A 24921-nucleotide genomic window follows, 5' to 3' on the forward strand; every position below is an offset into this window, starting at 1 on the left:
CATAAATGCGCCATACAGGTAACATGGGGCATTACTCTTGGACTGAAGCTACCATGAACAGTACAACACTGCATATTGCGCGGCGCTTTTGCGGACCGCCAAACAGCGGCAACGGCGGTTATGTCTGCGGTCTTGTGGCCAATCATATGAAGCAACCCTGTCAGGTCACCCTGCATGCACCACCACCACTGGATACTGATCTGCAGCTGCATCCCTACCAAGACAGCCTGCAGCTGAAACTCGGTGAGCAGCTGCTGGCCACCGCACGACCTTATTCCTTCGAGATGGATATCCCGACATCGCCTTCAATGCAGGAAGCCGAAGAAGCCCAAAAACGCTTTGTCGGTGTGAGCCGCGAGGGTGGCCATGAGCTACCAAATTGTTTTGTGTGCGGTACCAACCGCGACGTGGGCGACGGCCTGCGTATCTTTGCCGGTGATGTTTGCAATCATCAAGAGCAAGTTGCGGCGCTCTGGCAGCCAGAAGCCGATCTGGCCACTGCCGACGGCAACGTGGCCAGCGAGTATCTTTGGGCAGCACTGGATTGCCCCGGTTTTTTTGCGGTCAAACCGATCTCGGGCATGGCCCTACTGGGACGTTATAGTGCGCGTATCAAGCAACCGGTCCGCGCCGGCGAAATCCTCACAGTCTCAGCCTGGGCAATCAGTCATGACGGCCGAAAGCATAATGCTGGCAGCGCGCTGTACCGCACTAACGGTGAGCGTGTGGCCTGTGCTGAAGCCACCTGGATCAGTTTGAAGCGTTGAATTACTTGGCTAAAAAGCATGACAGCGCCCATATGGAAGACCGGCACCATTCATTGACCTTGTGATTCAGCTTTTCGCGCATTATAGCTAGAGCATATACTTTAAAGTGCTGGACGCACTATTGATGGCGCATTAAGCGCATAACTCTGTTCGATATGGATATATCTGTGAAGCACACAATAAACGTCATGGGTTTACTGCTTATCCTGTCCTACTCCCTGCCCAGTTATGCCCTACAGATTTTTGTCAAGACGCTGACCGGCAAGACTATTGCTCTGGAGGTGGAACCAAGCGATAGCATCGACAACGTCAAACAGAAGATTCTGGAAAAGGAGAACATTCCAATAGCTGCGCAGCGGCTGGTCTTTGAAGGCAAGACTCTGGAAGAGGGTCGCACACTGGCCGATTACAATATTCAGAAAGAGTCTACGTTAAACCTGGCGCTGCAAACGATCTTAACGCCCTTTATAACCTTGCAAAGCCTGTCCGAGCAGACACGTTTATTGCAGGCTGCGGTTAATCAGGCTGCACTCGTGATGCACGGCAGCCATGGCAACCCTCTGGACATGCGCGCCGAACCTGGCAGCCAGTCGTGCCTGTGGGCCTCGGGTGACTGGGGCTCAAACAGCCGTGATCAAGGTGATGGATCAATCATGCTAGCGGAGCTGGGCGGTTGTTGGATCATTGATGACAATCGCACCCAGATCGGTTTGGGTCTGGGCAAATCCTGGAGTGATCAGGATACCGCTTTCGGTGGGTCGCAAGAGCAAACCGGGCAATACGTCGTACTCGAGCTGATCACTCCCGTAGCGGCTTTGAGCAGCAATGCCTGGAGCACCTTCACAGCCTATTACAGCGATGCTGATCTCGACATACAGCGCGGCTACATAACCGCCAATAATCTGGACGGTTCCGTGGGCAAGACTGATGCCACGACCTGGTCAGTTCGCGCACGCACAGACTGGGAGCGCGCAGGGATGTTTGCAGGGGCTGCACTGTCACCGTTCGTAGATCTGTCTCATATCAAAACTGATATCGACGGCTACACCGAGCGCTCCGGCACAACTCCGGCGAAGCTTAATGACAGTGATTTCTCGACGTCAGAGGGGCGTGCGGGGGTCAATACACTTAAACCGCTCAGCCCGCGTTTCAGTTTGACATCCGGCCTGGAAGCGGTGCATCGCTTCAACCAGTCCAGCTCAGGTATCAACGGCACACTACTCGGCGGCAATCAGTTCAACATCAACACTGATAGCGATCAGAATACCTGGTTGCGCGCTTCCGTCGGCGGCATTTGGAAACTCTCGCCCGTCAAGTTTATCCTCAACGCCAACATTAGTAGCGAAGGCCAGGATCCTCAGACTTGGTTAGCCGGGCATATGGTCGCCTCGTTCTAGGGTCCGCAAGACCCCTGTTCATCAAGGAGAACCCAATGACATCGAATTCAGTGGCGACAGAATCGTACAAGCAGGCCACCCTTTACCGCATGGTGATGAAGAAGCATCTTTGCCCCTTTGGCCTCAAGTCCCTCGATTTGCTCAGACGTGAAGGCTACACCGTTGACGACAACTGGCTGACATCCCGGGAAGAAACCGATGCCTTCATGGCAAAATATGGTGTTGATACCACACCCCAGGCTTTTATCGGTGAGAACCGTATCGGTGGCTATGACGAACTGCGCCAGCACTTTGGCAAGAAAGTGAAATCTGCAGATGAAACCAGTTATCGTCCCGTCCTGACGGTATTCGCCGTTTCGGTCTTGCTGGCTCTAGCGGTGATCTGGATGGCGGGTGGTGCGCTGTTGAGTCTGCGCAGCATTGAGCTGTTTATCGCCTTCAGCATGTGCATTCTGGCGCTACTCAAACTGCAGGATGTGGAAAGCTTTTCTACCATGTTTCTGAACTACGATTTGCTCGCCCGCCGCAAAGTGCCCTACTCCTACATCTACCCCTACGCTGAATTATTTGCCGGCGTGCTCATGGTTGCTGGGAGCTTGCTTTGGCTAGCCATTCCGGTGGCCTTATTCATCGGGACCATCGGCGCAGCATCGGTGCTCAAGGCGGTATATATCGACAGGCGCAAACTCAAATGCGCCTGCACCGGCGGCGACAGCAATGTACCCCTGGGATTTGTCTCACTGACAGAAAATCTGATGATGATGGGAATGGGAATCTGGATGCTCAGATACTTTGGGGGGTGATATAACGAGCGAGCGCGTTGCAAACGCTAACGTTTGTATTGCGTAGGACAATACCCCCTGATCACACCCGGATCACGCAATGCGCCATGTTTGGTCTTGCGCCCACTGACGCGCTTGCGCCACAGACGGAAAGAGCCTGGCTTGAGTTGCAAGCGCATAAGTTGAATGACTGCCGGTTCGTTGAGGCCGTACAGGGCTTCAATTGCTTCGAAGGGCGTACGATCTTCCCACGCCATCTCAATAATGCGTGACTCATCCACGGCGCTCCAACTACTCGCTTGGGACATTTTTTTTAGCTCCCGTAAAACATTTTATTATCCTTAGGCTGTCTCCGAATCGCACTCGTATCATTGCAACAGGCTGTTACTACAGCACCAGGATTGCGCACCATTCAACCCACTTATACGCACCGCCGCAGAGCGTCAAAGGCGTATATTCATACCCCATAATCATCGCCTAAGGAGCCATCATGACATTGCCCGCTACCAACGACATCGTTCTAGCTGAACGCCGCGGCCCCTCACTCGTGCTGACGCTAAATAGGCCGGACAAGCGCAATGCTCTGGAAACGGCGATGTACATTCTGCTCGAGCACCATATCAATGAAGCGGTAGCAAATCCGCAGATCGCCAATATCATATTGCGCGGAACCGGTGACTTTTTCTGCTCGGGCGGCGATCTGCGCTCGCTTGAAACTCGGGCAGCACTGCCCGTTGAAGAACGCGCCGCGCTCATTCAAAAATTGCATGACCTGGTGCTGAAGTTAAAATTTTGCTCCAAGCCCGTGATTGCGGCGATTGAGGGCGGCGCGGCGGGTGCCGGCGCTTCCCTGGCATTCGCCGCCGATCTGATCGTAGCAGCCAAAGGCAGCTATATTTCCATGGCCTACGTCAAGGCAGGGCTGGTGCCGGACGGTGGCGGCTCGGTATTCCTGGCGCAATCATTGCCCCATCAATTAGCAGCGGAGCTTGCCCTGTTTGGTGGTCGCTTACCCATAGAGCGTTTTGCCCAGGCAGGCGTTGTTAACCGAGTGGTCGAGCCCGGGTCTGCGTTAGAAGTCGCATTGGAGATGGGTCAGCAACTGGCCGAAGGCGCACGCGAATCGCAGAGTGCCATTCTGAAATTGCTTGACGGCCCGGACCGAGAGGCGTTTGCACGCCAACTCGACCAGGAAAAGCAGCTGATGGCAATTGCCTTGGGTGGTGCGGAAGCTGAGGAAGGGATTGCGGCCTTCAAGGAAAAACGCAGTCCTCGCTTTGCTCAGCCGGATGGCAAGTAAAGCAAGAACTATTCGACACCCAGCCTGACTAAGCGGCTTTCAGCGAAGCCATATCGATCACAAAGCGGTACTTCACATCGCTTTTGATCATGCGTTCATAGGCTTCGTTGATGCCCTGAATATCGATCATTTCCACATCGGAAACGATGTTGTGCTCCGCGCAGAAGTCGAGCATTTCCTGGGTTTCGGCAATGCCGCCAATCAGCGAGCCAGCCAGGCGGCGGCGCTTGAAAATCAGACCAAACACATTTAGCCCGGGATGCGGTTCGGAGGGCGCACCCACCAGCGTCATGGTCGCATCACGCTTGAGTAGCGCCATGAAGGGGTCAAGATCATGTTGCGCTGCCACCGTGTTGAGAATGAAATCAAAACTGTTCAGGTGAGCTTTCATCTCATCCTTGTTTTTGGAGATGACGACTTCCTTGGCACCCAAGCGAAGGGCATCTTCTTTTTTGCTTGGCGAGGTAGTAAACAGCACAACATGCGCGCCCATTGCTGTAGCGATCTTCACCGCCATGTGCCCCAGGCCGCCCAGACCAACCACTCCGACCTTTTGACCGGGCCCAACGTTCCATTGGCGTAACGGCGAGTACGTAGTGATGCCCGCGCACAGCAGCGGCGCAACAGCAGCCAGATTGTCCTTGTGGCTGATACGCAGCACGAATTTCTGATCTACAACAATATGGTCAGAATACCCACCCAGGGTATTTTCACCGCCAAAGGCCGGCCCATTATAGGTGCCAGTGAAACCATTCTCACAGTACTGCTCAAGCCCTTCTGAGCAAGAGCCACAGGACTGGCAGCTATCGACCATGCAGCCCACACCAGCCAACTCGCCGACCTTGAAGCCGGTTACATGCGCGCCCACAGCCGTCACGCGGCCGACAATTTCGTGGCCAGGCACTGACGGAAACTGGGTATTATTCCATTCGTTACGTGCGGTGTGCAGGTCTGAGTGACAAACACCGCAGAACAGAATATCGATCTGAACGTCATTATCGCCAGGCTCACGACGCTCAAACTCATAGGCCTCAAGGGGGGTGGACGAATCTAATGCGGCGTACGCAGATGCTTTTGACATGGTATGTCTCCGGAGCAGCCAGCCTTGTGGGCCGGCTGCTCGATTAGGTGAGATGTAATAAAGGGCGCGATGGTAACAGGCTGAAGGCCTGATCCCGCCCAGGTCGCATTACCGGATATATCTGTCCTTCAACCTCAACCCGGCGTTCGTTTTCTTCAAGGCGGCCCAGATAATTCAGGTTGAGCCGATAGCGGCAAGCCAAAAATCTTGTCAAATGCCAGGCTGAACAAAAAAGTATAGATCACAAAAAACACCAGCAGACCGAGATCCAACAACAAAGCCTGTAGCAGCGAGATACTCAGCCACCAGGCCATCAATGGCACCAGTGTGACCAACAAGCCCAACTCGAAACCCAGCGCATGTATTGCGCGGCGCTTGAAGGTGCGCGTTCGGTCTGGCTGCCGGCTCTCCCAGGCTTCAAACAGCGTATTCCACATAAGGTTCCAGCTGACGGCTACCGCCGAGGTCATGATTGAGGCGATGCCCGCGTCGAGCAATGGGTGCTCCAGCAGCAGCAATGTCAGCGTGATAACGGCGATCGCAAGCACCTCATATAGCGCTACATAAACCAGCTTGCGTTTTAAACCTTGCATGAAGAACTCCGATGGCGCGTTGAATGTCAACTGCGTTGCATTTATAGCTGGAATATACGTGCTATTTTCTGATAGAAAAAGAAACCTCCAATCAGAAAAACTGATAGATCATGGCATTCACCAGCGAAACCGTAAAAGTCTTTCTCGAAGTGCTCGACAGTGGCTCCTTCTCGGCCGCTGCTCGCACACTCAAGCGCGTACCCTCAGCGATCAGCATGAGCATTTCTCAACTTGAAGCCGAACTGGATATCCAGCTGTTTGACCGTTCGGCCCGTGAAGCCATTCCGACAACCGCCGCTCGCGCCCTGGAGCCAAATGCCAGGCAAGTACAGCGGCAATTACGTGAGCTCCAGACTCAGGCGCTACAATTGCATCAAGGACTCGAAAAGCGGCTAACATTGGCAGTCGCACCAGAACTGCTTTCCGCTTCATGGAACGGTCCACTCGCGACGCTGGCAAGCGAGTTCCCTACTCTGGAGCTTGAAATTCGGTCCGAACCCCAAGCGGATGCACTGCGCCTGCTGCACGAAGGCTCGGTACAAATTGCACTGGTGTTTGAGCGCCCAGCTATCGACGAGCGCGAGCGCTTTGAGGAGTTCGGAAGCGAACTGCTGGTCGCTGTGGTGGGCCCCGGCTACCCGGCCATGACTGCTGATGGCAGACCGATTAGAGAAGAACAGCTGATGAATATGCGCCAGATCGTCGTGGCCAGTGGCGATGTGACGGAGTCCGACCCGCGCATGGTGCGCTCCAGACAGATATGGTTGACCGACAGTCACCTCGCAACCCTCAGCTTGGTTCAGGCTGGCCTCGGCTGGGCTTGGCTACCCAGAACCCTGATCCAGCCTCTGATCGCTTCGGGTAGTCTGGTAGAGATCGAATTCGAGAACATGACTAACGAATTGTGGCTTTGGGTAGATATGGTCTGGGTCAAGCATCGGCCGCTGGGGCTTGGAGCAAAGCGCTATATCGAGTTGATGCGCGAGGCACTATAAAAAAGGGAAAAGCTTTGAAAGGATCTCGTTCCTCGATCTAAAGCCATTTTTGAGCTTCAACAATCACCGTTTGCATCCTGCGCTGCAGGGCCTTCTGACGCTGAACCCCCAGATAAAGCGTTTCGCTCACTGGATTAGGCAGCCGATGTGATCTCACGAGCTCAAAGTGCTGAAAAGCATCCACCGCATAAGCTGGCAGTACGGTAAAACCCAAACCCATGCTGACAGGCTCCAGAATCAGACTGATCTGGCCTGTCCTAGGCCAGGGCATTTCATGCATTACAATCCTTATTTGATCCAGCCTGACGCTATCAACAGACGTTCTTGATCTGAGTTGAGCGCTTGATCTGACATCATCTGATCCAGCTCACCATCCAAAATAAAACCACCACTGGCCGTCTGATATTCAGCCGCTGATACGGTTTGCACCACCTCCATCGAAGCGGTCAGAGTCCAGTCACCCCCTGCACGGCAGGCGATATTTTCGGAGGCTTGCTCAGCCCCTTGCAGATGATACTGACGACAATAGTCACCCTGCTGATTTTCGAAGGTCAATCTTGGCGTCAGCAATCGCCCATCTTCCAGCTCCAGAGCGGCGCCACTGGGAAAAGACTCAAGCGCGCCTGCCACACGCTGCCACTGCGCATCTGAGTTAGTGCCCAGCAGCTGTGACAGGCCTAGTGCCATGACCACGGCCGCGGCGATAGCCATGCCGGAGTATCGACGAGATCTCGATTTGATCTGCGCGGGCTGGCGAAATGGCAGCACGCTACCCGCTTTGACAGCAGCGGATAAGTCAGAAGCTTCGTCATGCTCTGCTTGCGCCAGCAAATCCATGACAGCCTGGGGCAGTGGCTGAGCATCGATAGCCGAAAAGTGACGCAGCAATTGCTGATCCACAATGGCAAGCTGCGCCAGACGATCAGTTACTTCGGGATCAACTTGTAAAAGCTCACGAACAGCCTGCATCTCCTGCTCGGACAATTCAGCATCGAGAAAAGCCGATAGGGTTTCGTCGGTGATATTCATGGCAGCGCCCTCGCAGATTCAACGTTCAACAACGCACTCAAAGCAACCCGCGCTCGGGCCAGACGGCTCATGACTGTGCCCTTGGGAACCTCCAGAGTGTCGGAGACCTCCTGGTAGGACAGCCCGTGTAACGCGACCAGCGAAATAATTTCTCGCTGGCCGGCAGGTAAGCGCGCCATGGCCGCATTGACCTGTTCGAACTCTATCTGACTGATCGTCGCATGTTCGCCATCCACTATGTGTCCATCGCTCAGTTCAGGTTTCTGCGCGGCTTCATGGCGAACCTTTCTGGACCGACATTCATCTATCCACAGATTCCGACAAACTCGAAACGCCCATCGATTTAGCTCCACCCCCTCGGGCGGCGCTCGCCGCAGCAGCTTTTCAACGGTACCCTGCAAGAGGTCGTCCGCATCCGGCACCGTGCCAGTGAGCGAATAGGCAAAGCGTCGTAGCCCGGGTAACAACTGCTTCAATTCTTGGTTCAATTCTTGATTCATTGAGCCGTCTCTCATCGTTATATTCAGTTAACGAAACTCAGGGAGTTTTATTCCATTGATCAGGGAATTTTTTGCTTGCCGGGACGTTTTCACTCTATGAAATCTAAACACATTACTCTTTACGGTACTGCCCTTCTCTTCGCCAGCTTTAGCCTGGCGGCACCGAGCCATGCCCTTGGTCTTGGCCAACTGCAGCAACCTGGAGGTATCATCCAGCAGCGGGTGGAGGATCGCACTGACCGACTAATCGAACGGGCAGCCGAGCGGCGCAGAGAGATGCCGATAGCCGATCCCGTCGTGGAAACATCTGTACCGCTACCGCAATTAACACCCGAATTACCCGATCGCATCCTAGTTATGGCAACAGATGGCTCGCAGGCTTTTGTTGATGTCCGCGTGGAAGATGGCTGGCGCGCCGTTGAAAAGCAATGGCTGGTGGTGCTGGAGTCGAGCGAGATAAAGCTGCTGGATCAACCCGGCATCCGAATCATCGACCAAGTACCCCTTGCGTCGCTTGGCTTGAACGTGGTGCGTTTTAGCGTGACTGAAACACTGGATTCGCCGGCCGCCATGGCTCGTATGCTGCCAGCGTCTATTTTTGAACGCCTGGATCGCAACCATATCTACAGCCCACAGACCGGGCAAAGCCAAGGTACCAATAGGCCCTCCCGTCCCTATGTTTGCAATAAGCCCCTTGTCGTGGGCATGGTCGACACCGCTATCCAGACTGAACACCCCAGCTTTAGCAATGCCTCTATCGTACAGAAACGCTTTTTGGCTGACATTGCTGAGCCCACAGGACACGGCACGGCTGTCGCGAGCGTACTGGTCGGGCGGCTGCCCGGTCGATCTGAGGTTCGGATGCCGCAAACGACACTGGTCAATGCCTCGGTTTTTTTCAGCCGACAGGACCTGACCAACGGAGCGACGCTAATGCATCTTGTGGAGGGTCTCAACTGGCTGATCTCCCAGGAAGTCAGTATTGTAAACATCAGCATGGCGGGCCCTGACAACCGATTATTGGCGGTAGTAACGCAACGCATGGTCGAAGCAGGTATCCCGTTAGTAGCCGCGGTGGGCAATCAAGGGCCCGCCGCTCCACCACTCTATCCAGCAGCATATCCCCATGTAATAGCTGTAACCGCTGTTGATTCGTTCAATAGAATTTATCGGTGGGCTAACCAAGGCACCCATGTGGATTTTGCCGCACGCGGAGTTGATGTTGTACTCGCTAATGGGGAAGGCAAGTTCAGCAGCCAAAGCGGAACATCCATAGCAACGCCAGTAGTGACAGCTTACCTGGCGTGCTCCATGGGCAGCAGTCCAACTTCATCTTCAAATCTGACTGAGAGTCTGGCAAGAGACACCGTTGATTTGGGGGAAGCGGGGCCCGACTCTGTATTTGGCCATGGTCTGGTGGGCGAATAAAAACCGGGCCTAGAGGCCCGGCTGATGTCACTCAAGCTGTGTTTCGTGCGAGCGTTTAAAGCAGACCGCCATTGCCAGCAGGCGTGCGTATCGTGGCACCCATATTGCTGCGGAATTCAGAGCGAGCACCGCCCGAAATGGATGTACCCATCCCTTGGTTAATACCGACCCCCACTTCAGAACGCGAGCTGCTGTTCAAGCGACTTTTAGCATCACCGGCTCGCTCAGATATCCCATTCAAGCCTGAACGGGCTCGTGACTCGGCTTCACCCTGCGTCGCACGTCCAGTCGCTACACCGGCTTCCACAGTCTGGCGGCTTGTGCTGCGGGCCTGATCTATCTGTCCGGTAGCCGCGTTACGCGCTGCCTGACCTGACGTACGAGCCTGACCAGCAGCGGCATCGCCCATAGCTTCAGCGCGCTCCCGTTGATCGACCCCGCTATTCTCTCCCGATCCTTGCGAGCTCGCTGACATCCCCACAGATGCTCCTGCCTGGCCACCAGCATTAGCGTTTGTGCCATTACCGGCATCCATACCACCGCCACCCTGAGCACTCATGCGTGCATTGGCATTGGCATTGGCAGAGCTAGCGTTTTCCGCAGCATGTGCGGAGATAGCAAAAATGGAACAAATTGCGAGTGCTAATGTGCGTTTCATCATCGTCAAACTCCTGATTTTCGTTGTCTTCATCAAGGTAACGTTTGGGCAGAAGATCTATTCCAAAAAAATTTCACGTTCAAAACAATTAAACACGTGCAAACATCTTTGTTTACGCGTGAGACATCTGTATTAGCTTCTAGCGGGTAAAACCTATATGAACGGTAAAGCAATGGAGTACGGGACTCAGCATGGAACACAAATAGGCGCCGTGGAAGCAGGACAGCTATTTGAACTGACCCTTGAACCCATTGGCGGCTCACCGCTTAAGAAACCGACGGGGCCAGTGCTGTACATCGGTCGTGCTGTGCTGATTGCCAGTAATTGAGTGACCGGGAAAAATTTTTATAGTGGTCGACATCCAGAGTCCTTGTTCGCGTGTATTACTTGGCAAGTGGCTAGTAACAGCATCTTGCCAGGTGGGCTAAACCTACCCTTTGCGAACACGAGGATGTACAGATGAGAACTTTCAACAAACTTATCCTGACCACTTCACTGACACTGGCTGCGGGTGCCGTCAGCGCTGCCCAGCTGCTAGCTCTGGGTTCAGACGGCATGTTGCACACAATAGACACTGACATGGTCAGCGTTACCGCCAGCATGCAGGTTGCCGGCGCAAAAGATTTGCGTGGGATGGACGTGCGTCCTGCCGAACGCATGATCTATGCCATCGGCGGCGCGACCCAGCTATATACACTCGACCCAGCAACCGGCAAAGCCACCCCAGGCGTGGAACTCTTGGTTGCTCTGCCCGGCTCGGGACACGCTGTCGTTGATTTTAACCCTGTTGCTGACCGCCTGCGTCTGCTAGCGGCCGACGGCACCAACCTGCGCGCTAACGTTGAGACCGGTGAGGTCGCTACCGACGGCAGCGTTGCCTATTCAGCTGATTTTGATGACGCCGATATGATGGCGAAAGTCGTCGCAGGCGCCTACACCAACTCTTACGCAGGAACTGAAAAAACCGAACTGTATACCGTCGATCTGACCACCGGCATGTTGATGCTGCAGAACCCACCGAACAATGGTGTACAGCAGCCCGTGGGCTAACTCGCCAAGGGTCTCGAGACAGGGGCAATGGATATTGTCAGCGACGGCATGGGCAGCACCATCACCTATGTGCTGGCCGGTAAAACTCTACACACAATCGATCTGAAGACTGGCACCCCCACACCACTGGTCAACATCACCGATCTGCCTGATGGCATTATTGATATTACCGTTCTACCTGCAATGTAACGGCACTGCTATCGAAAGGCCCTGTGCGCAAGCCCAAGGCTGGACATAGTCTAATAGGCTGAACTAGCGATCAGCCGCCCAGCCATGCACGCCAGATCAACAGTGCTCTAGACTACGTAGTCGATCAGAACAGCTCACGATTAAGCCCGGTCAGGGGCGTGATTGATACGAAACGGCCGAGTATCGCGGTTTGGTCAATGGGGGAATGCCGGACTAAGGGGGTCAGGCATTTCGCTATGTAGGATTTTCTTGCGCTCCTGATTCCTATATCACTCGGCCGGATGTTAAACTTCCCGCCATGATTATAGGCACCTACCGCAAAAAACTGCTTCCACTGCTTGTCATGCTGCTGGCTCTAGCGGGCATGAATCTATCGGTCATCGGTGGTGCCTCTTCCCATGGTGTCGTTTACCTGACTCACGGCATGGCAATAGATCAGCATGACAACATGCACGATCACGATGCTCACCTCCAGGGTGCTGAGTCAATGACGGAGTCGTCCCCGCACCACGACTCTAGCAACCACTCCCATGAATCCGCAGATCAATTGACGATCCATTTAATCTCCAGAAATCCAGTTTCACTGCAACAATCCGGCCCCCTTGAGGACGCTCCCCGCAGTATTCATTATCGACTCGACCGCCCGCCAAAGAACTCGCTGATTGTTTAAGTCTTGCTGCACTGCAGCTTCCTAAACGTAAACAATTGGAGTCTTTATGTTGTCAACTTTGTTTGACGGCCATTGGCGCGCAAGCGCCGCCGCCGGCGGTCGTCACCTTGTCTGGATTTTCTTGGTACTCGGCTTGCTCGCAATGAGCGCCGATGTCCTGGCTCATGCTATTGCTCAGGGAGACAAGGGATATATCCAGGAAATATCCGGGGTCAACCTTATTGCGTTCATGTATCTGGGGGCCAAGCACATGGTCACCGGTTATGACCACCTGCTGTTCCTTCTGGGGGTCGTTTTCTTCCTCTATCGCATGCAGCACATCGCAATCTATGTCAGCCTTTTTGCGCTGGGGCACTCCATCACCATGCTGTTGGGTGTGTACTTCAACGTCGGTATCAACAGCTACATCATCGACGCCATCATTGGACTGTCGGTGGTCTATAAAGCACTGGATAATCTGGGCGCCTATCAGCGCTGGTTCGGTTTCCAACCCAATACCAAAGCGGCCACGCTGATCTTCGGCTTCTTTCACGGATTTGGTCTATCGACGAAGATTATTGAGTACGACATCTCTCCGGATGGACTCCTGCCCAATCTGCTCGCGTTCAACGTGGGTGTGGAAATCGGCCAGCTTCTGGCCTTGGCAATGATCCTCATTGTCATGAGCTATTGGCGTAAAACCAATAGTTTTTTCCGTCACGCCTATACCGCCAACGTAGCCATGATGAGCGCCGGCTTCCTGCTCATCGGTTATCAGCTAACCGGTTATTTCGTTGCCTAACTCTGGAGACTTTTTATGTACAACACTGATATGCCAACCGCTAACGAGTTACCCAGCACCACAAAGCTGATTCGCTCTACCATCATCGCTTTTATCATAGCGCTTGTATTGCTAGTCACTGTGGTAATGCCAGCCGAATACGCTCTGGACCCAACAGGCGCTGGTCGTCTGCTCGGTTTGACAACGATGGGCGAGATCAAGGAGCAACTGGTGCTGGATGCAGCCGCTGACGAAGCCGCCCAGCGGGTGCCAATACAATCCTCCAGCGATGAAAACCTAACAGCGCCAGTTAAGCTCATCTCCGAAACACCTGCAGTTCCTGTCCTTGAAGCCGAGCCAATAACGCAAGCGCTTGCCTTTGCACCCACTGCTGAAGTCGAATGGCAAGATGAGATCCGTGTTGTTCTCACCCCCGGCGAAGGGACCGAGTTCAAACTCACAATGGATGAAGGTGCCATTGCACGTTTCTCTTGGACATCAGAGGGCGGGCCCATTAACTACGACACTCATGGCGACGGCGGCGGCAAGTCAATTTCCTATGAAAAAGGCCGTGAAGTGCTGGAAGGGGAAGGCGAGCTGCAGGCCGCGTTCGATGGCAACCACGGCTGGTTCTTTCGTAACCGGAACAGTAATGACATCACCCTGGTACTGCGGACCAGTGGTGATTATGGCGAGCTGAAAACGATGCGTTAAGCCGCTGATCAGAGCAATGCCGAGCTGTAAAATACAGGGAAGAAATAAGGGTGCGCTACCCAATAGGTAGCGTGCCTTTTTTATTTTCGGAGATTCTTACAATCCCCTACCCTTACTTCTGATAGCCGAAGACTGAGACGAAACCATTATCTACCGAGTCAATCTCTGGAAGGACTAGCATCAGAGCTTCACAACTCTCAATCGCAAAGCATTAGTAATCACACTGACCGAAGACAACGACATAGCCGCCGCCGCAATGATTGGCGACAGCAGAAGGCCGGTAAATGGGTACAGAAGCCCCGCCGCAATCGGTATTCCCGCCGCGTTGTAAACGAAGGCGAAAAACAGATTCTGGCGGATATTGCGCATCGTAGCGCGTGACAACTTCCGGGCTTCAACAATCCCCATCAGATCACCGCGCAGCAGCGTAATGCCCGAACTTTCAATGGCAACATCCGTGCCGGTGCCCATGGCGATACCGACGTCTGCGGTGGCCAGGGCGGGTGCATCGTTCACACCATCGCCGGCCATTGCCACAATACGACCTTCATCCTTGAGACGCTGGACGATCTTGCCCTTGTCTTCAGGCAGCACTTCCGCTTCTACCTCATCGATGTCGAGTTTGCGGGCTACAGCCTCGGCGGAGGTGCGATTGTCGCCCGTCAGCATAACCACGCGAACACCTTCCTTTTGTAACGCGGCAATAGCCGCTGCGGTGGTCTCCTTGACCGGATCGGCGATCGCCAGTACCCCACAGATCTTCCCGTCCACTGCGGCAAAAATGACCGTAGCTCCGTCCTTGCGCAGCTCGTCTGCCTCTTTGTCAAAAGCGGATGTATCGACATCCTCAGACTCCATGAGCAGCCGATTACCGAGCAGGACCCGTTTACCATCGATCTTGCCCGTTACCCCTTTACCGTTAGGGGAGTCGAAATCCTCGGCATCGGAGAGCTTCAGCTCCATGGCCTTGGCTTTCTCGAGAATGGCATGCGCCAGCGGATGCTCACTGCCCTTTTCAAGACCAGCGGCGTAGCGCATCAGGTCCTCGTCGCTGAAGCCATCTGCTGGCACCAGCTGGGTCACCTGCGGCTTGCCTTCGGTCAGCGTTCCGGTTTTATCCACCACGACCGTATCTACTTTCTCCATGCGCTCGAGGGCTTCCGCGTCACGGATCAGCACCCCAATCTGAGCGCCACGGCCAACACCCACCATGATCGACATGGGAGTTGCCAAACCAAGGGCGCAGGGGCAGGCAATGATCAATACACTCACCGCAGCAATCAGCCCAAAAGCCATTGGCGGCGAAGGTCCGTATATTGACCAGACGACAAACGCAATGACGGCGATGACGATGACCGCCGGCACGAACCAGCCGGCTACTTTATCGGCCAGACCTTGAATCGGCGCTCGACTGCGCTGGGCGCTAGCCACCATCTGCACTATCTGGGACAGCATCGTATCGCGGCCCACCTTGTCGGCGCGCATAATGAAACTGCCCTGCTGATTGATGCTGCCACCGACCACTTGGCTGCCTGCTTTTTTGCTGACTGCCAAGGGCTCTCCCGTCACCATGGACTCATCCACGTTCGAGCTGCCTTCAAGAACCTCACCATCCAGTGGTACCTTGTCGCCGGGGCGCACCCGGAGGCGGTCACCGACTTTTACCTGATCGAGTGCCACATCGGACTCTGCGCCCTCCTCTCCCAGCTTCCTAGCGGTTGCTGGTGCAAGATCCAGTAAAGCCTTGATGGCGCCGGAGGTTTTCTCTCGGGCCCGCAGCTCCAGTACCTGTCCGAGTAATACCAGCACCACGATAACGGCCGCGGCCTCGAAATACACAGCGACCGAGCCATCGTCCTGGCGGAAGGCACCCGGGAAAATCTGCGGCATCAATGTTGCGACCAGGCTATAAAACAACGCAACGCCGGTGCCTATGGAAATCAACGTGAACATATTCAGGTTGCGGGTGAGAAGAGATTTCCAGCCTCGAACAAAGAACGGCCAGCCGCAATAAACGACCACTGGGGTGGCCAGTAGTAACTGAATCCAGTTGGATATTTGCGGAGACAGGATGTGATCAATCGCAAAAAGATGACCCCCCATTTCAAGTATAAAAACAGGCAACGCCAGAACGAGACCAATCCAGAATCGGCGTGTCATATCAGTGAGTTCTGCGGAGGGCCCGTCGTCCAGGCTGACTTCTTCGGGCTCCAGGCCCATGCCGCAGATGGGACAATCACCGGGGCCTTGCTGACGGATCTCGGGGTGCATCGGGCAGGTGTACATGGTGCCGGGTGCTACCGTTTCTGCCTCGGCACTCTTTTCGCCGAGGTACTTCTCTGGATCGTCTTCGAATTTTGACTGACATCGAGAAGAGCAAAAGTACCAACTCTTGCCTGCACGCTGACTGCGATGTTCTGCCGTATGGGGATCGACCGACATGCCACAAACAGGGTCTTTTACAGCGTTTTCGCCGTGGCCTTCATGATCATGATGATCGTGCTGGGGATCACTCATTGCGTGCTCCTACTTTACTCGCAGGCCAGTCGGCAAAGGCGATAAAGTACAACAAAACCAGATTGACCATCGGAACCAGCATCAACAGTCCCAGCCAGCCCGGATACCCAGTGCGCCGGCATATTCGCCAGACCGGCACGACGACGACGATGGCTACCACCAGCATCCATAGCCAGTGCCCACTCCACATGGCATTTCCATACATGCTCTCGTTCATCATGGTGTTGACCTCCTTTTCAAATCGTAGATATTAATGGTGGTCTGCGTGAGTATTCTCATCGTCCACCGCTTTTTTCCGTGCTGACGATGTCAGGAATATCTGCTCGCCAATTGCAATCACGATCATGGCCACAACGGCCACGGCAAGCATGAAGGGATCCGAGTTCAGCTTGACCCAGACAAAGCCGCCAAGCGCCAGCAGATCCAGCACAATGGCTACTACCGGTACCCACCTCACCGCCTTGATATCTTCGCGCAGATAACGCAACACCCCCCAATGAATGGCGATGTCCATAATCAGGTAGAAGATAATCCCGAGCGCTGCAATCCGGGAAAGATCAAAAAAGGCGGTCAGGATCAGACCCAACACCACCGTGTAAACGAGTGTGTGCTTTTGAATGCTGCCCGACATACCGAAATGGCTATGCGGTACCAGTTTCATTTCGGTCAACATGGCGAGCATGCGCGATACGGCAAAGATACTGGCGAGGATGCCGCCGGCTGTCGCCATCATGGCGATTGCCACGGCAAACCATACTCCATACTCACCCAGTACCGGACGAGCGGCGGCAGCCAAGGAGTAGTCTCGGGTTTCGATAATCTCGGCGAGCGAGAGGTTACTGGCGACAGCGAAGCCAACCAGGGTATAGATCACCACGCAGGCGACAATGGAAATGATGATGGCACGGCCCACATTGCGACGCGGGTGTTTCACCTCGGACCCACTGTTGGTAATGGTGGTGAAACCTTTAAACGCCAGTATGCCCAGCGCAGTTGCACCCAAGAAGTTGCCAGCGACCCCAGTCTTGCCCGTGCTGGAAAAGTCGACAGCAAGACTGTCTGCCAACCAGACACCTACCAAGCCGATGATCAAAATACCGGTGATCTTTAACACACCAATAAAAGATGCAACGCCCTGGACCATCTGGTTTCCCAGCAGGTTAATCACAAATGCAGCCAGGATCAGTGATACCCCGAGAATCGGCACCATAAGTCCGCTCTCATCGCCGCCAAACAGCTGCATCGTATAGGAGCCAAATGTACGGGCGAGAAAACTCTGGGCGATCACCATCGAGAAATACATCAGCAAGGCATGAAATGCGGTCGGTAGCCGATCACCGTATGCCTTGTGCAGATACATGCCAATGCCGCCAGCGGACGGATAGGCGTTGGAAATCTTGATGTAGGAGTAAGAACTAAAAGACACAATGACAGCCGCAGACAGAAAGGCCAGGGGGAAAAGCGCACCTGTCATCTCTGCCATTTGACCTGTAAGCGCAAAGATACCAGCACCAATCATGACGCCAGTGCCCAACATGACAGTACCTGCCAGGGTTAGGCTACCCTCGTTGTAATGCGTGGTCCTGTCTTGCTCCTTGCTCATACAGCCTCCTGTTAAATACTCATGAACAGAATATTTGGACAGCAAGCAACCCGAGGTTGTTCAACCCGGGCCGCGCAGGCCCAATAACGGTTCAGGCCCTTAAAAGGACAGTCTTGCGCCGATAACGGCAAACCATTGTTCGGTACCAGCCCCATCGGCTCTGGCAAAGTCAGCAGTGTCCCCATACTTGCGCTCATGCACGACGCCGATATAGGGGGAGAAGGAACGATCTATCAGGTCATACCTCAGCCGTAACCCCGTTTCAGTCGATACCAGACCTTTACCCACGCCAATCTCGCGATCCTCGCTGAATGCGACAGTTGCATCAAAAGCGGCCGCCAGGATCCAGTAGTTGGTCAGCAACAGCTCGTACTCCGCATCCAGTTCAGCGGAGGTGTCTCCATCCTTGCTGACGTAGAAGTTGGCATCAATCTCAAACCACTGAGGAGCTAAGCCGGCAATACCCAGAACAGCATAGGTACGGTCTGGACCTTCCGGGGTGTCAAACCGAATTCCCGCTTTGGCATCAAAGAAATCCGAGATAGGAATCTGCCCAACCAGCTGATTCTCAAGCTTTTCATAAGCCTGCTCTTCAATAGCATATTCGCCTTTGGTCAGCCAACGGACCTTCAGAGCGTCTGTGCCATAGAAAAAATCTCCACTCCATACACCCAGCTCTTCGTCGTCATCACTGTAGCGGTATTCAAATTCTTCGAATTGAGCGCCCCAGACCTTCAAGGGCTCCTTACGCGGGGTTGTATCCTGCCTCCGCTCCTGGGCAAATCCCAGTGCAGGCATCATCACCAGACCGGCTAATGTGGTCACCGCCAAAGACTTGAAAAAACTCATGCCCCACCTCCCACTTTGACCGATTGCTCGCTCACGGCTGCCGCTGGAGTCTCAGGTCCACCTTCAACAATAATCTTGCGGAACATTCCCGCCGCGGCGTGATAGGACAAGTGACAATGGAATGCCCACTGCCCCGGCGCATCTACCTCGGTCTCCATATAGACCGTAGTGCCCGGCTGAACGCTGATCGTATGCTTGACTGGGTTCAATTGGCCAGCGCCAACATCCAGAATAGACCACATGCCGTGCAGGTGCATGGGGTGAGTCATCATGGTTTCGTTGACAAATTTGAACCTAACGCGCTCGCCGTACTGGAGACGGACTGGATCAGCGTCCTCGTATTTGACGCCATTGATGCTCCAGGTATAGCGCTCCATGTTTCCGGTGAGGCGCATTTCAATTTCCCGAGTAGCTTCACGCTCCTCAAAGAGGGGTTTCTGGGCTTTGAGGTCTGCATAAGACAGAAACTTGCCGCCATTGGCTGCCGTTGGAATCAGGCCACTGCCCTGAGCGTAGAAGGGATCGCTGGCGCCAGTGTCCGCCATCGCTGACCCTTGACCCATTTTGGAATGGTCCATGCCGGCCATATTGGAGTGATCCATGCCCTCCATGCTCGAATGGTCCATTCCTTTCATCTTCGAATGATCCATGCCCTCCATGCCCTCCATGCCGGCCATACCAGCCATATTGGAGTGGTCCATACCCTCCATGCCGGCCATGCTGCCGTGATCCATACCTTCCATGCTGCCCATGTCGGCCATGGTCAGCCGGGCAGCTTCACGGAGTTCCGGCACTTCGGCTACCATGCCCATTTCAGGTGCAAGGGTTGCCCTGGCATAACCTGAACGCCCCATGGATTCAGCAAAAATCGTATACGCCTGAGCGTCTTTGGGTCGAACAATCACATCGAAGGTTTCAGCAACGCCAATACGAAACTCATCAACGCTGACGGGCTGAACATTGTTGCCGTCCGCCTGAACAACGGTCATTTCCAGTCCGGGAATACGAATATCAAAGTACGTCATCGCTGAGGAGTTGATGAAGCGCAGCCGAATTCGCTCACCCGGCTCAAAAATGCCAGTCCAGTTCTGCTCCGGACCCTTGCCGTTAATGAGGCCAGTAAAACCCTGCAGGTCTTCGACATCCGCTTTCATCATGCGCATATCGCCCCACGCCAGCCGATCTTTCAGCGTACTCATAAACCCTTTTTCAGACGCGTCGGAAAAGAACTCACCAACCGTTTGCTGCTCGCGGTTGTAATAGTCAGGCATCATTTTTAGATTGCGCATGATGCGGTCGCCGGTATGCGGATGCTTGTCGGTTAACTGCACTACATAATCGCGGTCGTATCGAAAAGGTTCACGCCCCTCAGGCTCAATAACAATGGCTCCATAGGCGCCATCGGGCTCCTGGAAACCCGAATGGCTGTGAAACCAGTAGGTTCCCGATTGTGTGATGGGGAAGTTATAGGTGAAAGTTTCGCCCGGCTTGATACCCGGAAAACTGATCCCCGGGACGCCATCCTGCTTGTACGGAAGGATCAAGCCATGCCAGTGAATGGAGGTCATCTCATCCAGGTTGTTAGTGACCTTGATGGACACCTCTTCGCCTTCCTTGAACCGCATAACCGGCCCTGGAGATTTACCATTGTAACCAATACCTTCTTTAGCGAAGTCGCCGGTATCGATTTGTACTCGATCGACCGTCAGGCTGTATTCACCCGCCAGACCAATAGCCGGCAAAAGCAGGCCCAATGCGCCCGCCAAAAGAGTTGTCTTCATGGATTATTACTCCCAACTGCTTGAATGCATAGAAATCTACCCGACATGCAACATGTCGGGCATTCATCTGGCTAGAAAACAGATCAGTTAAAATTCACATCGCCGTACATGCCAGCCTGGTAATGGCCGGGAACGTTGCAGGCGAACTCGATGGCGCCTTTTTCTGCAAATTTCCAAATGATTTCCTTGTTCTCACCCGGCTCCAGCAACACGCTATTGGGATCGTCATGCTTCATGGAGTGGCCTTTGCCCATATCCATATCCATGTCCATGCCCATCATACTGTGATCCATATCCATCATCTCTTTGTTCAACTTACCGCCCTGGATGACCCCGTGCTCAACCATCATCATCATTTCGGCTTGGTGAGCCTCATGCATAGACGCCGTGCCAATATTGAATTCATGGACCAGGCTACCCTCGTTCTCAATCACAAAGCGCACGGTTTCTCCCGGCTTGACGTCAATAGATTCAGGCTCGTAGTAGTTGTCATGCATGACGACGTTGATGGTGCGATCAGCCTCAGACACGTTGCCCGGCTCACCGATTTTCACACCTTGCCCATGCCCACCATCGTGAGCGCCAGCACCCAGCGCAAGAACCGAAACCGACATAGCCATTGCTGCAACTGCAAATCTTGATAAGCTCATCAAAGCCTCTCCTGTTATTTGGCCCCATTCAGGGGCCGTTGGGCTTGCTGGTTGCAAGCACGTACGTCCGAATTGATGATTATAATCGTCCATCAACCTGAATCCTTTCTGAAAATATCCAGCTATTTTCTATTCAGGCAGAGTTCAGGTTAATCAGTGACACTCAAATCGACTGTGCTCACATTGCGGAAGAACAACTGATGAGATTACTGCTGGTAGAGGATGACAGCTTGTTAGCCGAAGGACTTGCCAGCCAACTTGAGAAGGCGGGTTTTAGCGTGGACAGGACGCAGACCGCTAGAGAGGCAATCCTTCTGGGTGAGCAAGAGGATTATAGGGTGGGCGTTCTGGATTTGGGGCTACCGGATGGCAACGGTCTGGATGTGCTCCGCAGTTGGCGCTCAAGTAACGCCGGCTTCCCGGTGTTGATCCTGACGGCGCGCGGGGATTGGCAAGATAAGGTCAATGGCCTGAAGGCAGGCGCCGATGACTACCTGACCAAACCATTCCGGACGGAAGAGCTGGTGGCACGGCTTAACGCTATCGTGCGCCGAAGTGAGGGGCGCGTTCACACGTCGGTGAAAGCGGGCGGTTTTGAACTGGACGAAAATCGCCAGAGTCTGAAGATCCAAGACGGCTCAGAGCATAGCCTGACCGGCACGGAATTCCGCCTGCTGCGCTGTCTGATGAGCCGGCCTGGGCAGGTTTTTTCCAAGGAACAGCTCATTGAGCAGCTCTACAACCTGAGCGAAAGTCCGAGCGACAATATAATCGAGGCGTACATACGCCGCCTCAGAAAACTTGTGGGAGCCAATACCATCGCGACACGACGCGGTCAGGGGTATTTATTCGATGATGCTGTTTAAAAAACCGACCTCGGTCAAGGGAACGCTGCTGGCGTTGTTGTTACCATCGGGTATAGCCCTAATGGCAACTGCCTGGCTTGTCCACGGCATCCTGCTGGAAAGAATGTCCTGGGACTTTGTTGAAAGTCGGCTGCAAGATGAAGTGGCCTTTCTAGAGCTGCAGATTCGCCATTCCGATGGCAAGATCGATACATTGCGCACAGGCGACTATTTCCAAGAGGTTTTTCACCATGCCTTCGCCATTCAGTCTCCAACCCAGACCATTATTTCACCAAGTACCTGGGAGGCATTATTGGGCCCCTTGCTGCAATCAGATCAGCAGGGCGCGATCAGAGTGCGCAACACCACTGCAGCCGGTGCGCCATCCGATGTCATTGCCTTTAGAAAAGCATTCATAGTGAATGATCAGCCTTTAGTAGTCATCGTGTCCGAAGACATGGCAGCGCTGAAGGCCAGCCAGGCAGAGCTGCATGCCTGGACTGCAATCGTATCCATCATGCTGATCTTGCTGCTCGTGGGCGTAATCTGGATTGGCATCACCCTGTCTATGCGGCCGGTTATATCGCTCCAGTCCTCGCTGAAAAAACTGCAATGCGGTGAGATCTCGCGTATCCACGTCAAAGCGCCAGAGGAGCTACAGCCTCTGGTTAAACAGCTCAATCAGCTGCTTGATTTTCTTGACCGGCGCCTGGAACGCTCGCGGGATGCGCTCGCTAATCTGTCCCACAGTGTCAAGACGCCGATCGCAGCGGTCAGGCAGATTCTGGAAGACACCAGTCGCCCACTGGACGATGACTTGAGGCGCGAAATGGGATCGCGACTCGGCGATATCGACAAGCAATTGGAGGCAGAGATGCGGCGTAGCCGCTTTGCTGGACCCCAGGTCGGAAAAAGCGCTTTTCCGGTGAAACAGGCAAGAGATCTTTCATGGATGTTTGGTCGTTTGCATCCCGACAAGTCGTTCGAGTTATCCACGGACATGACGGAAGAACATCGCTGGCCTATTGAAGAACACGACCTGAGCGAAATCCTCGGCAATCTTCTAGATAACGCCGGCAAGTGGTCATCAACCTTCGTCGACCTATCACTCAGCGAAGACAATGAGCAAATGCTGATCGTCGTAGCTGATGACGGCCCCGGAGTAGCACAAGACGCGATAAGTGAGCTGGGCAAGCGCGGGTTGAGACTGGACGAGCAGACGCCCGGACATGGCCTGGGTCTGGCAATCGTTTGCGATATAATCGATCGCTACAGTGGGCAGATACATTTTTCGCACAGTCCCTTGGGTGGATTAAAAATCGAGATCATTATCCACCGAAAAACCTAATGCAATTGACAGCAATGCAGGATGGGCCACCGAGGGCCCATCTTCGCTTTTACGGTTGCCAGCATTGTCATCTGATAATTGATAGGCACGGGTCGCATTCTCCGTTCGCGTTGAGACGGACATGCTCACCGAGTCACTTAGTCAGGCAACAACCCGATAACAAGGAACGTAGGCCGCACCACCAGGCAGTTTCATTCTGTGCTGGGCCACAAAAGCTTCCAGTAGCTTGTCCAGAGGCCGAGTCACAGCGAGATCACCTTGAATCTCATAGGGGCCATGCTCCTCGATCTGGCGAATACCCTTGTCCTTGACGTTTCCGGCCACTATGCCCGAGAACGCGCGGCGTAAATTGGCAGCTAATTCATGGGGAGGCAGTTCCCGACTCAACTGCAGGGTCGCCATGTTGGCATGGGTAGGATCAAAGGGGCGCTGAAAGCTTTCTTCAATCTTGAGCAGCCAGTTGAAGTGATAAGCATCGTTGCGAGCACGACGAAATTCGGTCACTTCTTCAAGGCCTCGTGCCATTTTCCGGGCCACCTCAGCAGGATCATTCATGATTATCTGATAGCGTTGCTGGGCGGCTTCACCCAGTGTTGCGCCGATGAATTCATGCAGTTGCTGCATATAGGGTCCAGCGCTTTCTGGTCCGGTGAGGACAACCGGAAATGGCAGCGACTGATTATCCGGGTGCAGCAGAATGCCCAGCAGATAGAGAAACTCCTCCGCAGTGCCTACGCCGCCAGGAAATATAATGATGCCATGGCCAACGCGCACGAATGCTTCAAGCCGTTTTTCGATATCTGGAAGGATCACCAGTTCGTTAACAATCGGATTGGGCGCCTCCGCAGCAATGATTCCGGGCTCAGTCAGACCTAGATACCGACCATTGGTGACACGCTGTTTAGCGTGGCCAATGGTCGCGCCCTTCATCGGCCCTTTCATCACCCCTGGCCCGCAACCGGTGCAAATATCCAGGCTGCGCAGGCCGAGCTCGTGGCCGACCTTCTTGGTGTACTTGTACTCCTCGGTATTGATCGAATGCCCACCCCAGCAGACAACCATCTTTGGCTCCGCGCCTGGCCGCATAGTGCGAGCGTTACGCAGCAGGTGGAATACGTAATCAGTAATCCCCTGCGAGCTGGTCAGATCAATCCGCGGGCTGCCCAGCTCACTCTCGGTGTAAACCACGTCGCGCAGTGCGCTGAAAAGCATTTCTCGCGTGCTGGCAATCATCTCGCCGTCAACAAACGCATCGGCCGGTGCATTTATCAGGTCCAGGCGGACACCACGTTCCTGCTGATGAATCCGCACGTCAAAATCCTCATAGGCTTCGAGAATTGTTTTGGCGTTATCGATTTGCACACCGGTATTGAGAATTGCCAATGCGCATTGGCGGAACAACCTGTAGGTACTGC

At 54.1% G+C, this 24921-nt stretch carries 26 protein-coding genes and 1 pseudogene; 13 read left to right on the forward strand and 14 right to left on the reverse strand.

The annotated features are described in order from the left end of the window. Positions 1-53 precede the first annotated feature (53 nt). The 3 genes from ACJAXR_RS14730 (at position 54) to ACJAXR_RS14740 (ending at position 2967) form a co-directional block, all read left to right on the forward strand. On the forward strand, positions 54-767 hold the full coding sequence (locus ACJAXR_RS14730; RefSeq protein WP_415059018.1) for a hypothetical protein: 714 nt from the start codon (positions 54-56) through the stop codon (positions 765-767). Positions 768-934: 167 nt separating this feature from the next. Continuing rightward, entirely contained in the window at positions 935-2164 is a 1230-nt protein-coding gene (locus ACJAXR_RS14735; RefSeq protein WP_415059019.1) for a ubiquitin-like protein, read from the forward strand. 35 nt (positions 2165-2199) lie between these two features. Continuing rightward, positions 2200-2967 (forward strand): MauE/DoxX family redox-associated membrane protein, encoded by a 768-nt coding sequence (locus tag ACJAXR_RS14740; RefSeq protein ID WP_415059020.1) that lies wholly within the window; start codon positions 2200-2202, stop codon positions 2965-2967. Between the two features lie 26 nt (positions 2968-2993). Here the strand turns inward: ACJAXR_RS14740 and ACJAXR_RS14745 are convergent, their stop codons facing one another. After that, positions 2994-3254 (reverse strand): TIGR03643 family protein, encoded by a 261-nt coding sequence (locus ACJAXR_RS14745; protein WP_415059021.1) that lies wholly within the window; start codon positions 3252-3254, stop codon positions 2994-2996. Positions 3255-3436: 182 nt separating this feature from the next. On the opposite strand from ACJAXR_RS14745, the gene ACJAXR_RS14750 reads away from it, so the two are divergent. After that, positions 3437-4246, forward strand: coding sequence for an enoyl-CoA hydratase-related protein (locus ACJAXR_RS14750; protein ID WP_415059022.1), 810 nt, complete (start codon positions 3437-3439; stop codon positions 4244-4246). 28 nt (positions 4247-4274) lie between these two features. On the opposite strand, the gene ACJAXR_RS14755 is transcribed toward ACJAXR_RS14750, so the two are convergent. Next, entirely contained in the window at positions 4275-5327 is a 1053-nt protein-coding gene (locus ACJAXR_RS14755; RefSeq protein WP_415059023.1) for an NAD(P)-dependent alcohol dehydrogenase, read from the reverse strand. A 155-nt stretch (positions 5328-5482) separates the two neighbouring features. Next, positions 5483-5920 (reverse strand): PACE efflux transporter, encoded by a 438-nt coding sequence (locus ACJAXR_RS14760; protein ID WP_415059024.1) that lies wholly within the window; start codon positions 5918-5920, stop codon positions 5483-5485. Between the two features lie 110 nt (positions 5921-6030). Here ACJAXR_RS14760 and ACJAXR_RS14765 point away from each other — a divergent pair, with 110 nt between their 5' ends. Beyond that, on the forward strand, positions 6031-6915 hold the full coding sequence (locus ACJAXR_RS14765; protein WP_415059025.1) for a LysR family transcriptional regulator: 885 nt from the start codon (positions 6031-6033) through the stop codon (positions 6913-6915). A gap of 37 nt (positions 6916-6952) precedes the next feature. On the opposite strand, the gene ACJAXR_RS14770 is transcribed toward ACJAXR_RS14765, so the two are convergent. The 3 genes from ACJAXR_RS14770 to ACJAXR_RS14780 are packed head-to-tail and all read right to left on the reverse strand — an operon-like array spanning position 6953 to position 8444. Then, a complete protein-coding gene (locus ACJAXR_RS14770; RefSeq protein ID WP_415059026.1) occupies positions 6953-7195 on the reverse strand; it encodes a LysR substrate-binding domain-containing protein in 243 nt (80 codons plus the stop codon). A gap of 8 nt (positions 7196-7203) precedes the next feature. After that, positions 7204-7944 (reverse strand): anti-sigma factor family protein, encoded by a 741-nt coding sequence (locus ACJAXR_RS14775; RefSeq protein WP_415059027.1) that lies wholly within the window; start codon positions 7942-7944, stop codon positions 7204-7206. Continuing rightward, positions 7941-8444: an RNA polymerase sigma factor gene (locus ACJAXR_RS14780; RefSeq protein ID WP_415059028.1), complete on the reverse strand. Its 504-nt coding sequence runs from the start codon at positions 8442-8444 to the stop codon at positions 7941-7943. Before ACJAXR_RS14780 ends, ACJAXR_RS14775 begins: the two co-directional genes overlap by 4 nt. A 96-nt stretch (positions 8445-8540) precedes the next feature. Here ACJAXR_RS14780 and ACJAXR_RS14785 point away from each other — a divergent pair, with 96 nt between their 5' ends. Next, positions 8541-9872 (forward strand): S8 family serine peptidase, encoded by a 1332-nt coding sequence (locus ACJAXR_RS14785; RefSeq protein ID WP_415059029.1) that lies wholly within the window; start codon positions 8541-8543, stop codon positions 9870-9872. 55 nt (positions 9873-9927) lie between these two features. Here the strand turns inward: ACJAXR_RS14785 and ACJAXR_RS14790 are convergent, their stop codons facing one another. Beyond that, positions 9928-10533 carry a hypothetical protein gene (locus tag ACJAXR_RS14790; protein WP_415059030.1) on the reverse strand — a complete coding sequence of 202 codons (606 nt, stop codon included), beginning with the start codon at positions 10531-10533 and terminating at the stop codon, positions 9928-9930. Between the two features lie 208 nt (positions 10534-10741). On the opposite strand from ACJAXR_RS14790, the pseudogene ACJAXR_RS14795 reads away from it, so the two are divergent. The 5 genes and pseudogenes from ACJAXR_RS14795 to ACJAXR_RS14815 all read left to right on the forward strand — a co-directional run. Then, positions 10742-10858 (forward strand): annotated as a pseudogene (locus tag ACJAXR_RS14795) (anti-sigma factor); the annotation flags it as partial. 131 nt (positions 10859-10989) lie between these two features. Next, entirely contained in the window at positions 10990-11580 is a 591-nt protein-coding gene (locus ACJAXR_RS14800; protein WP_415059031.1) for a DUF4394 domain-containing protein, read from the forward strand. Positions 11581-11607: 27 nt separating this feature from the next. Beyond that, positions 11608-11769 carry a hypothetical protein gene (locus ACJAXR_RS14805; RefSeq protein WP_415059032.1) on the forward strand — a complete coding sequence of 54 codons (162 nt, stop codon included), beginning with the start codon at positions 11608-11610 and terminating at the stop codon, positions 11767-11769. 716 nt (positions 11770-12485) lie between these two features. After that, the gene (locus tag ACJAXR_RS14810) at positions 12486-13220 is read left to right on the forward strand and encodes a HupE/UreJ family protein (protein ID WP_415059033.1); all 735 of its coding nucleotides are present in this window, start codon (positions 12486-12488) and stop codon (positions 13218-13220) included. Positions 13221-13235: 15 nt separating this feature from the next. Beyond that, complete coding sequence (locus tag ACJAXR_RS14815; protein WP_415059034.1) at positions 13236-13913, forward strand: hypothetical protein; 678 nt, start codon at positions 13236-13238, stop codon at positions 13911-13913. Between the two features lie 180 nt (positions 13914-14093). Here ACJAXR_RS14815 and ACJAXR_RS14820 read toward each other — a convergent pair whose 3' ends face one another. The 6 genes from ACJAXR_RS14820 to ACJAXR_RS14845 all read right to left on the reverse strand — a co-directional run bounded on the left by ACJAXR_RS14820 (position 14094) and on the right by ACJAXR_RS14845 (position 21313). Further along, complete coding sequence (locus ACJAXR_RS14820) at positions 14094-16430, reverse strand: heavy metal translocating P-type ATPase (protein ID WP_415059035.1); 2337 nt, start codon at positions 16428-16430, stop codon at positions 14094-14096. Continuing rightward, a complete protein-coding gene (locus ACJAXR_RS14825) occupies positions 16423-16650 on the reverse strand; it encodes a hypothetical protein (RefSeq protein WP_415059036.1) in 228 nt (75 codons plus the stop codon). The genes ACJAXR_RS14820 and ACJAXR_RS14825 overlap by 8 nt, the downstream gene beginning before the upstream one ends. Before the next feature lie 30 nt (positions 16651-16680). Further along, positions 16681-18033: an APC family permease gene (locus ACJAXR_RS14830; protein WP_415059037.1), complete on the reverse strand. Its 1353-nt coding sequence runs from the start codon at positions 18031-18033 to the stop codon at positions 16681-16683. Between the two features lie 99 nt (positions 18034-18132). Continuing rightward, the gene (locus tag ACJAXR_RS14835) at positions 18133-18834 is read right to left on the reverse strand and encodes a copper resistance protein B (protein WP_415059046.1); all 702 of its coding nucleotides are present in this window, start codon (positions 18832-18834) and stop codon (positions 18133-18135) included. Between the two features lie 44 nt (positions 18835-18878). After that, a complete protein-coding gene (locus ACJAXR_RS14840; RefSeq protein WP_415059038.1) occupies positions 18879-20663 on the reverse strand; it encodes a copper resistance system multicopper oxidase in 1785 nt (594 codons plus the stop codon). 83 nt (positions 20664-20746) lie between these two features. After that, positions 20747-21313 (reverse strand): cupredoxin domain-containing protein, encoded by a 567-nt coding sequence (locus ACJAXR_RS14845; RefSeq protein ID WP_415059039.1) that lies wholly within the window; start codon positions 21311-21313, stop codon positions 20747-20749. Positions 21314-21513: 200 nt separating this feature from the next. On the opposite strand from ACJAXR_RS14845, the gene ACJAXR_RS14850 reads away from it, so the two are divergent. Beyond that, positions 21514-22179 carry a response regulator transcription factor gene (locus ACJAXR_RS14850; protein ID WP_415059040.1) on the forward strand — a complete coding sequence of 222 codons (666 nt, stop codon included), beginning with the start codon at positions 21514-21516 and terminating at the stop codon, positions 22177-22179. Beyond that, a complete protein-coding gene (locus ACJAXR_RS14855; protein ID WP_415059041.1) occupies positions 22166-23506 on the forward strand; it encodes an ATP-binding protein in 1341 nt (446 codons plus the stop codon). Before ACJAXR_RS14850 ends, ACJAXR_RS14855 begins: the two co-directional genes overlap by 14 nt. Before the next feature lie 141 nt (positions 23507-23647). On the opposite strand, the gene ppnN is transcribed toward ACJAXR_RS14855, so the two are convergent. Continuing rightward, positions 23648-24921, reverse strand: a 1274-nt coding sequence (gene ppnN, locus ACJAXR_RS14860; RefSeq protein ID WP_415059042.1) for a nucleotide 5'-monophosphate nucleosidase PpnN, incomplete at its 5' end; no start/stop codon positions are given.

The organism is Halopseudomonas sp. (genome assembly GCF_047631575.1).
In the GTDB taxonomy this organism is placed as follows: Bacteria; Pseudomonadota; Gammaproteobacteria; order Pseudomonadales; family Pseudomonadaceae; genus Halopseudomonas.

Bases quoted from the DNA above. Each gene is read 5' to 3' on its own strand.
- ACJAXR_RS14730 (WP_415059018.1), top strand. From the start codon at position 54: ATGAACAGTACAACACTGCATATTGCGCGGCGCTTTTGCGGACCGCCA.
- ACJAXR_RS14740 (WP_415059020.1), top strand. From the start codon at position 2,200: ATGACATCGAATTCAGTGGCGACAGAATCGTACAAGCAGGCCACCCTT.
- ACJAXR_RS14745 (WP_415059021.1), bottom strand. From the start codon at position 3,254: ATGTCCCAAGCGAGTAGTTGGAGCGCCGTGGATGAGTCACGCATTATT.
- ACJAXR_RS14750 (WP_415059022.1), top strand. From the start codon at position 3,437: ATGACATTGCCCGCTACCAACGACATCGTTCTAGCTGAACGCCGCGGC.
- ACJAXR_RS14755 (WP_415059023.1), bottom strand. From the start codon at position 5,327: ATGTCAAAAGCATCTGCGTACGCCGCATTAGATTCGTCCACCCCCCTT.
- ACJAXR_RS14760 (WP_415059024.1), bottom strand. From the start codon at position 5,920: ATGCAAGGTTTAAAACGCAAGCTGGTTTATGTAGCGCTATATGAGGTG.
- ACJAXR_RS14765 (WP_415059025.1), top strand. From the start codon at position 6,031: ATGGCATTCACCAGCGAAACCGTAAAAGTCTTTCTCGAAGTGCTCGAC.
- ACJAXR_RS14770 (WP_415059026.1), bottom strand. From the start codon at position 7,195: ATGCATGAAATGCCCTGGCCTAGGACAGGCCAGATCAGTCTGATTCTG.
- ACJAXR_RS14775 (WP_415059027.1), bottom strand. From the start codon at position 7,944: ATGAATATCACCGACGAAACCCTATCGGCTTTTCTCGATGCTGAATTG.
- ACJAXR_RS14780 (WP_415059028.1), bottom strand. From the start codon at position 8,444: ATGAATCAAGAATTGAACCAAGAATTGAAGCAGTTGTTACCCGGGCTA.
- ACJAXR_RS14785 (WP_415059029.1), top strand. From the start codon at position 8,541: ATGAAATCTAAACACATTACTCTTTACGGTACTGCCCTTCTCTTCGCC.
- ACJAXR_RS14790 (WP_415059030.1), bottom strand. From the start codon at position 10,533: ATGATGAAACGCACATTAGCACTCGCAATTTGTTCCATTTTTGCTATC.
- ACJAXR_RS14800 (WP_415059031.1), top strand. From the start codon at position 10,990: ATGAGAACTTTCAACAAACTTATCCTGACCACTTCACTGACACTGGCT.
- ACJAXR_RS14805 (WP_415059032.1), top strand. From the start codon at position 11,608: ATGGATATTGTCAGCGACGGCATGGGCAGCACCATCACCTATGTGCTG.
- ACJAXR_RS14810 (WP_415059033.1), top strand. From the start codon at position 12,486: ATGTTGTCAACTTTGTTTGACGGCCATTGGCGCGCAAGCGCCGCCGCC.
- ACJAXR_RS14815 (WP_415059034.1), top strand. From the start codon at position 13,236: ATGTACAACACTGATATGCCAACCGCTAACGAGTTACCCAGCACCACA.
- ACJAXR_RS14820 (WP_415059035.1), bottom strand. From the start codon at position 16,430: ATGAGTGATCCCCAGCACGATCATCATGATCATGAAGGCCACGGCGAA.
- ACJAXR_RS14825 (WP_415059036.1), bottom strand. From the start codon at position 16,650: ATGATGAACGAGAGCATGTATGGAAATGCCATGTGGAGTGGGCACTGG.
- ACJAXR_RS14830 (WP_415059037.1), bottom strand. From the start codon at position 18,033: ATGAGCAAGGAGCAAGACAGGACCACGCATTACAACGAGGGTAGCCTA.
- ACJAXR_RS14835 (WP_415059046.1), bottom strand. From the start codon at position 18,834: ATGATGCCTGCACTGGGATTTGCCCAGGAGCGGAGGCAGGATACAACC.
- ACJAXR_RS14840 (WP_415059038.1), bottom strand. From the start codon at position 20,663: ATGAAGACAACTCTTTTGGCGGGCGCATTGGGCCTGCTTTTGCCGGCT.
- ACJAXR_RS14845 (WP_415059039.1), bottom strand. From the start codon at position 21,313: ATGAGCTTATCAAGATTTGCAGTTGCAGCAATGGCTATGTCGGTTTCG.
- ACJAXR_RS14850 (WP_415059040.1), top strand. From the start codon at position 21,514: ATGAGATTACTGCTGGTAGAGGATGACAGCTTGTTAGCCGAAGGACTT.
- ACJAXR_RS14855 (WP_415059041.1), top strand. From the start codon at position 22,166: ATGATGCTGTTTAAAAAACCGACCTCGGTCAAGGGAACGCTGCTGGCG.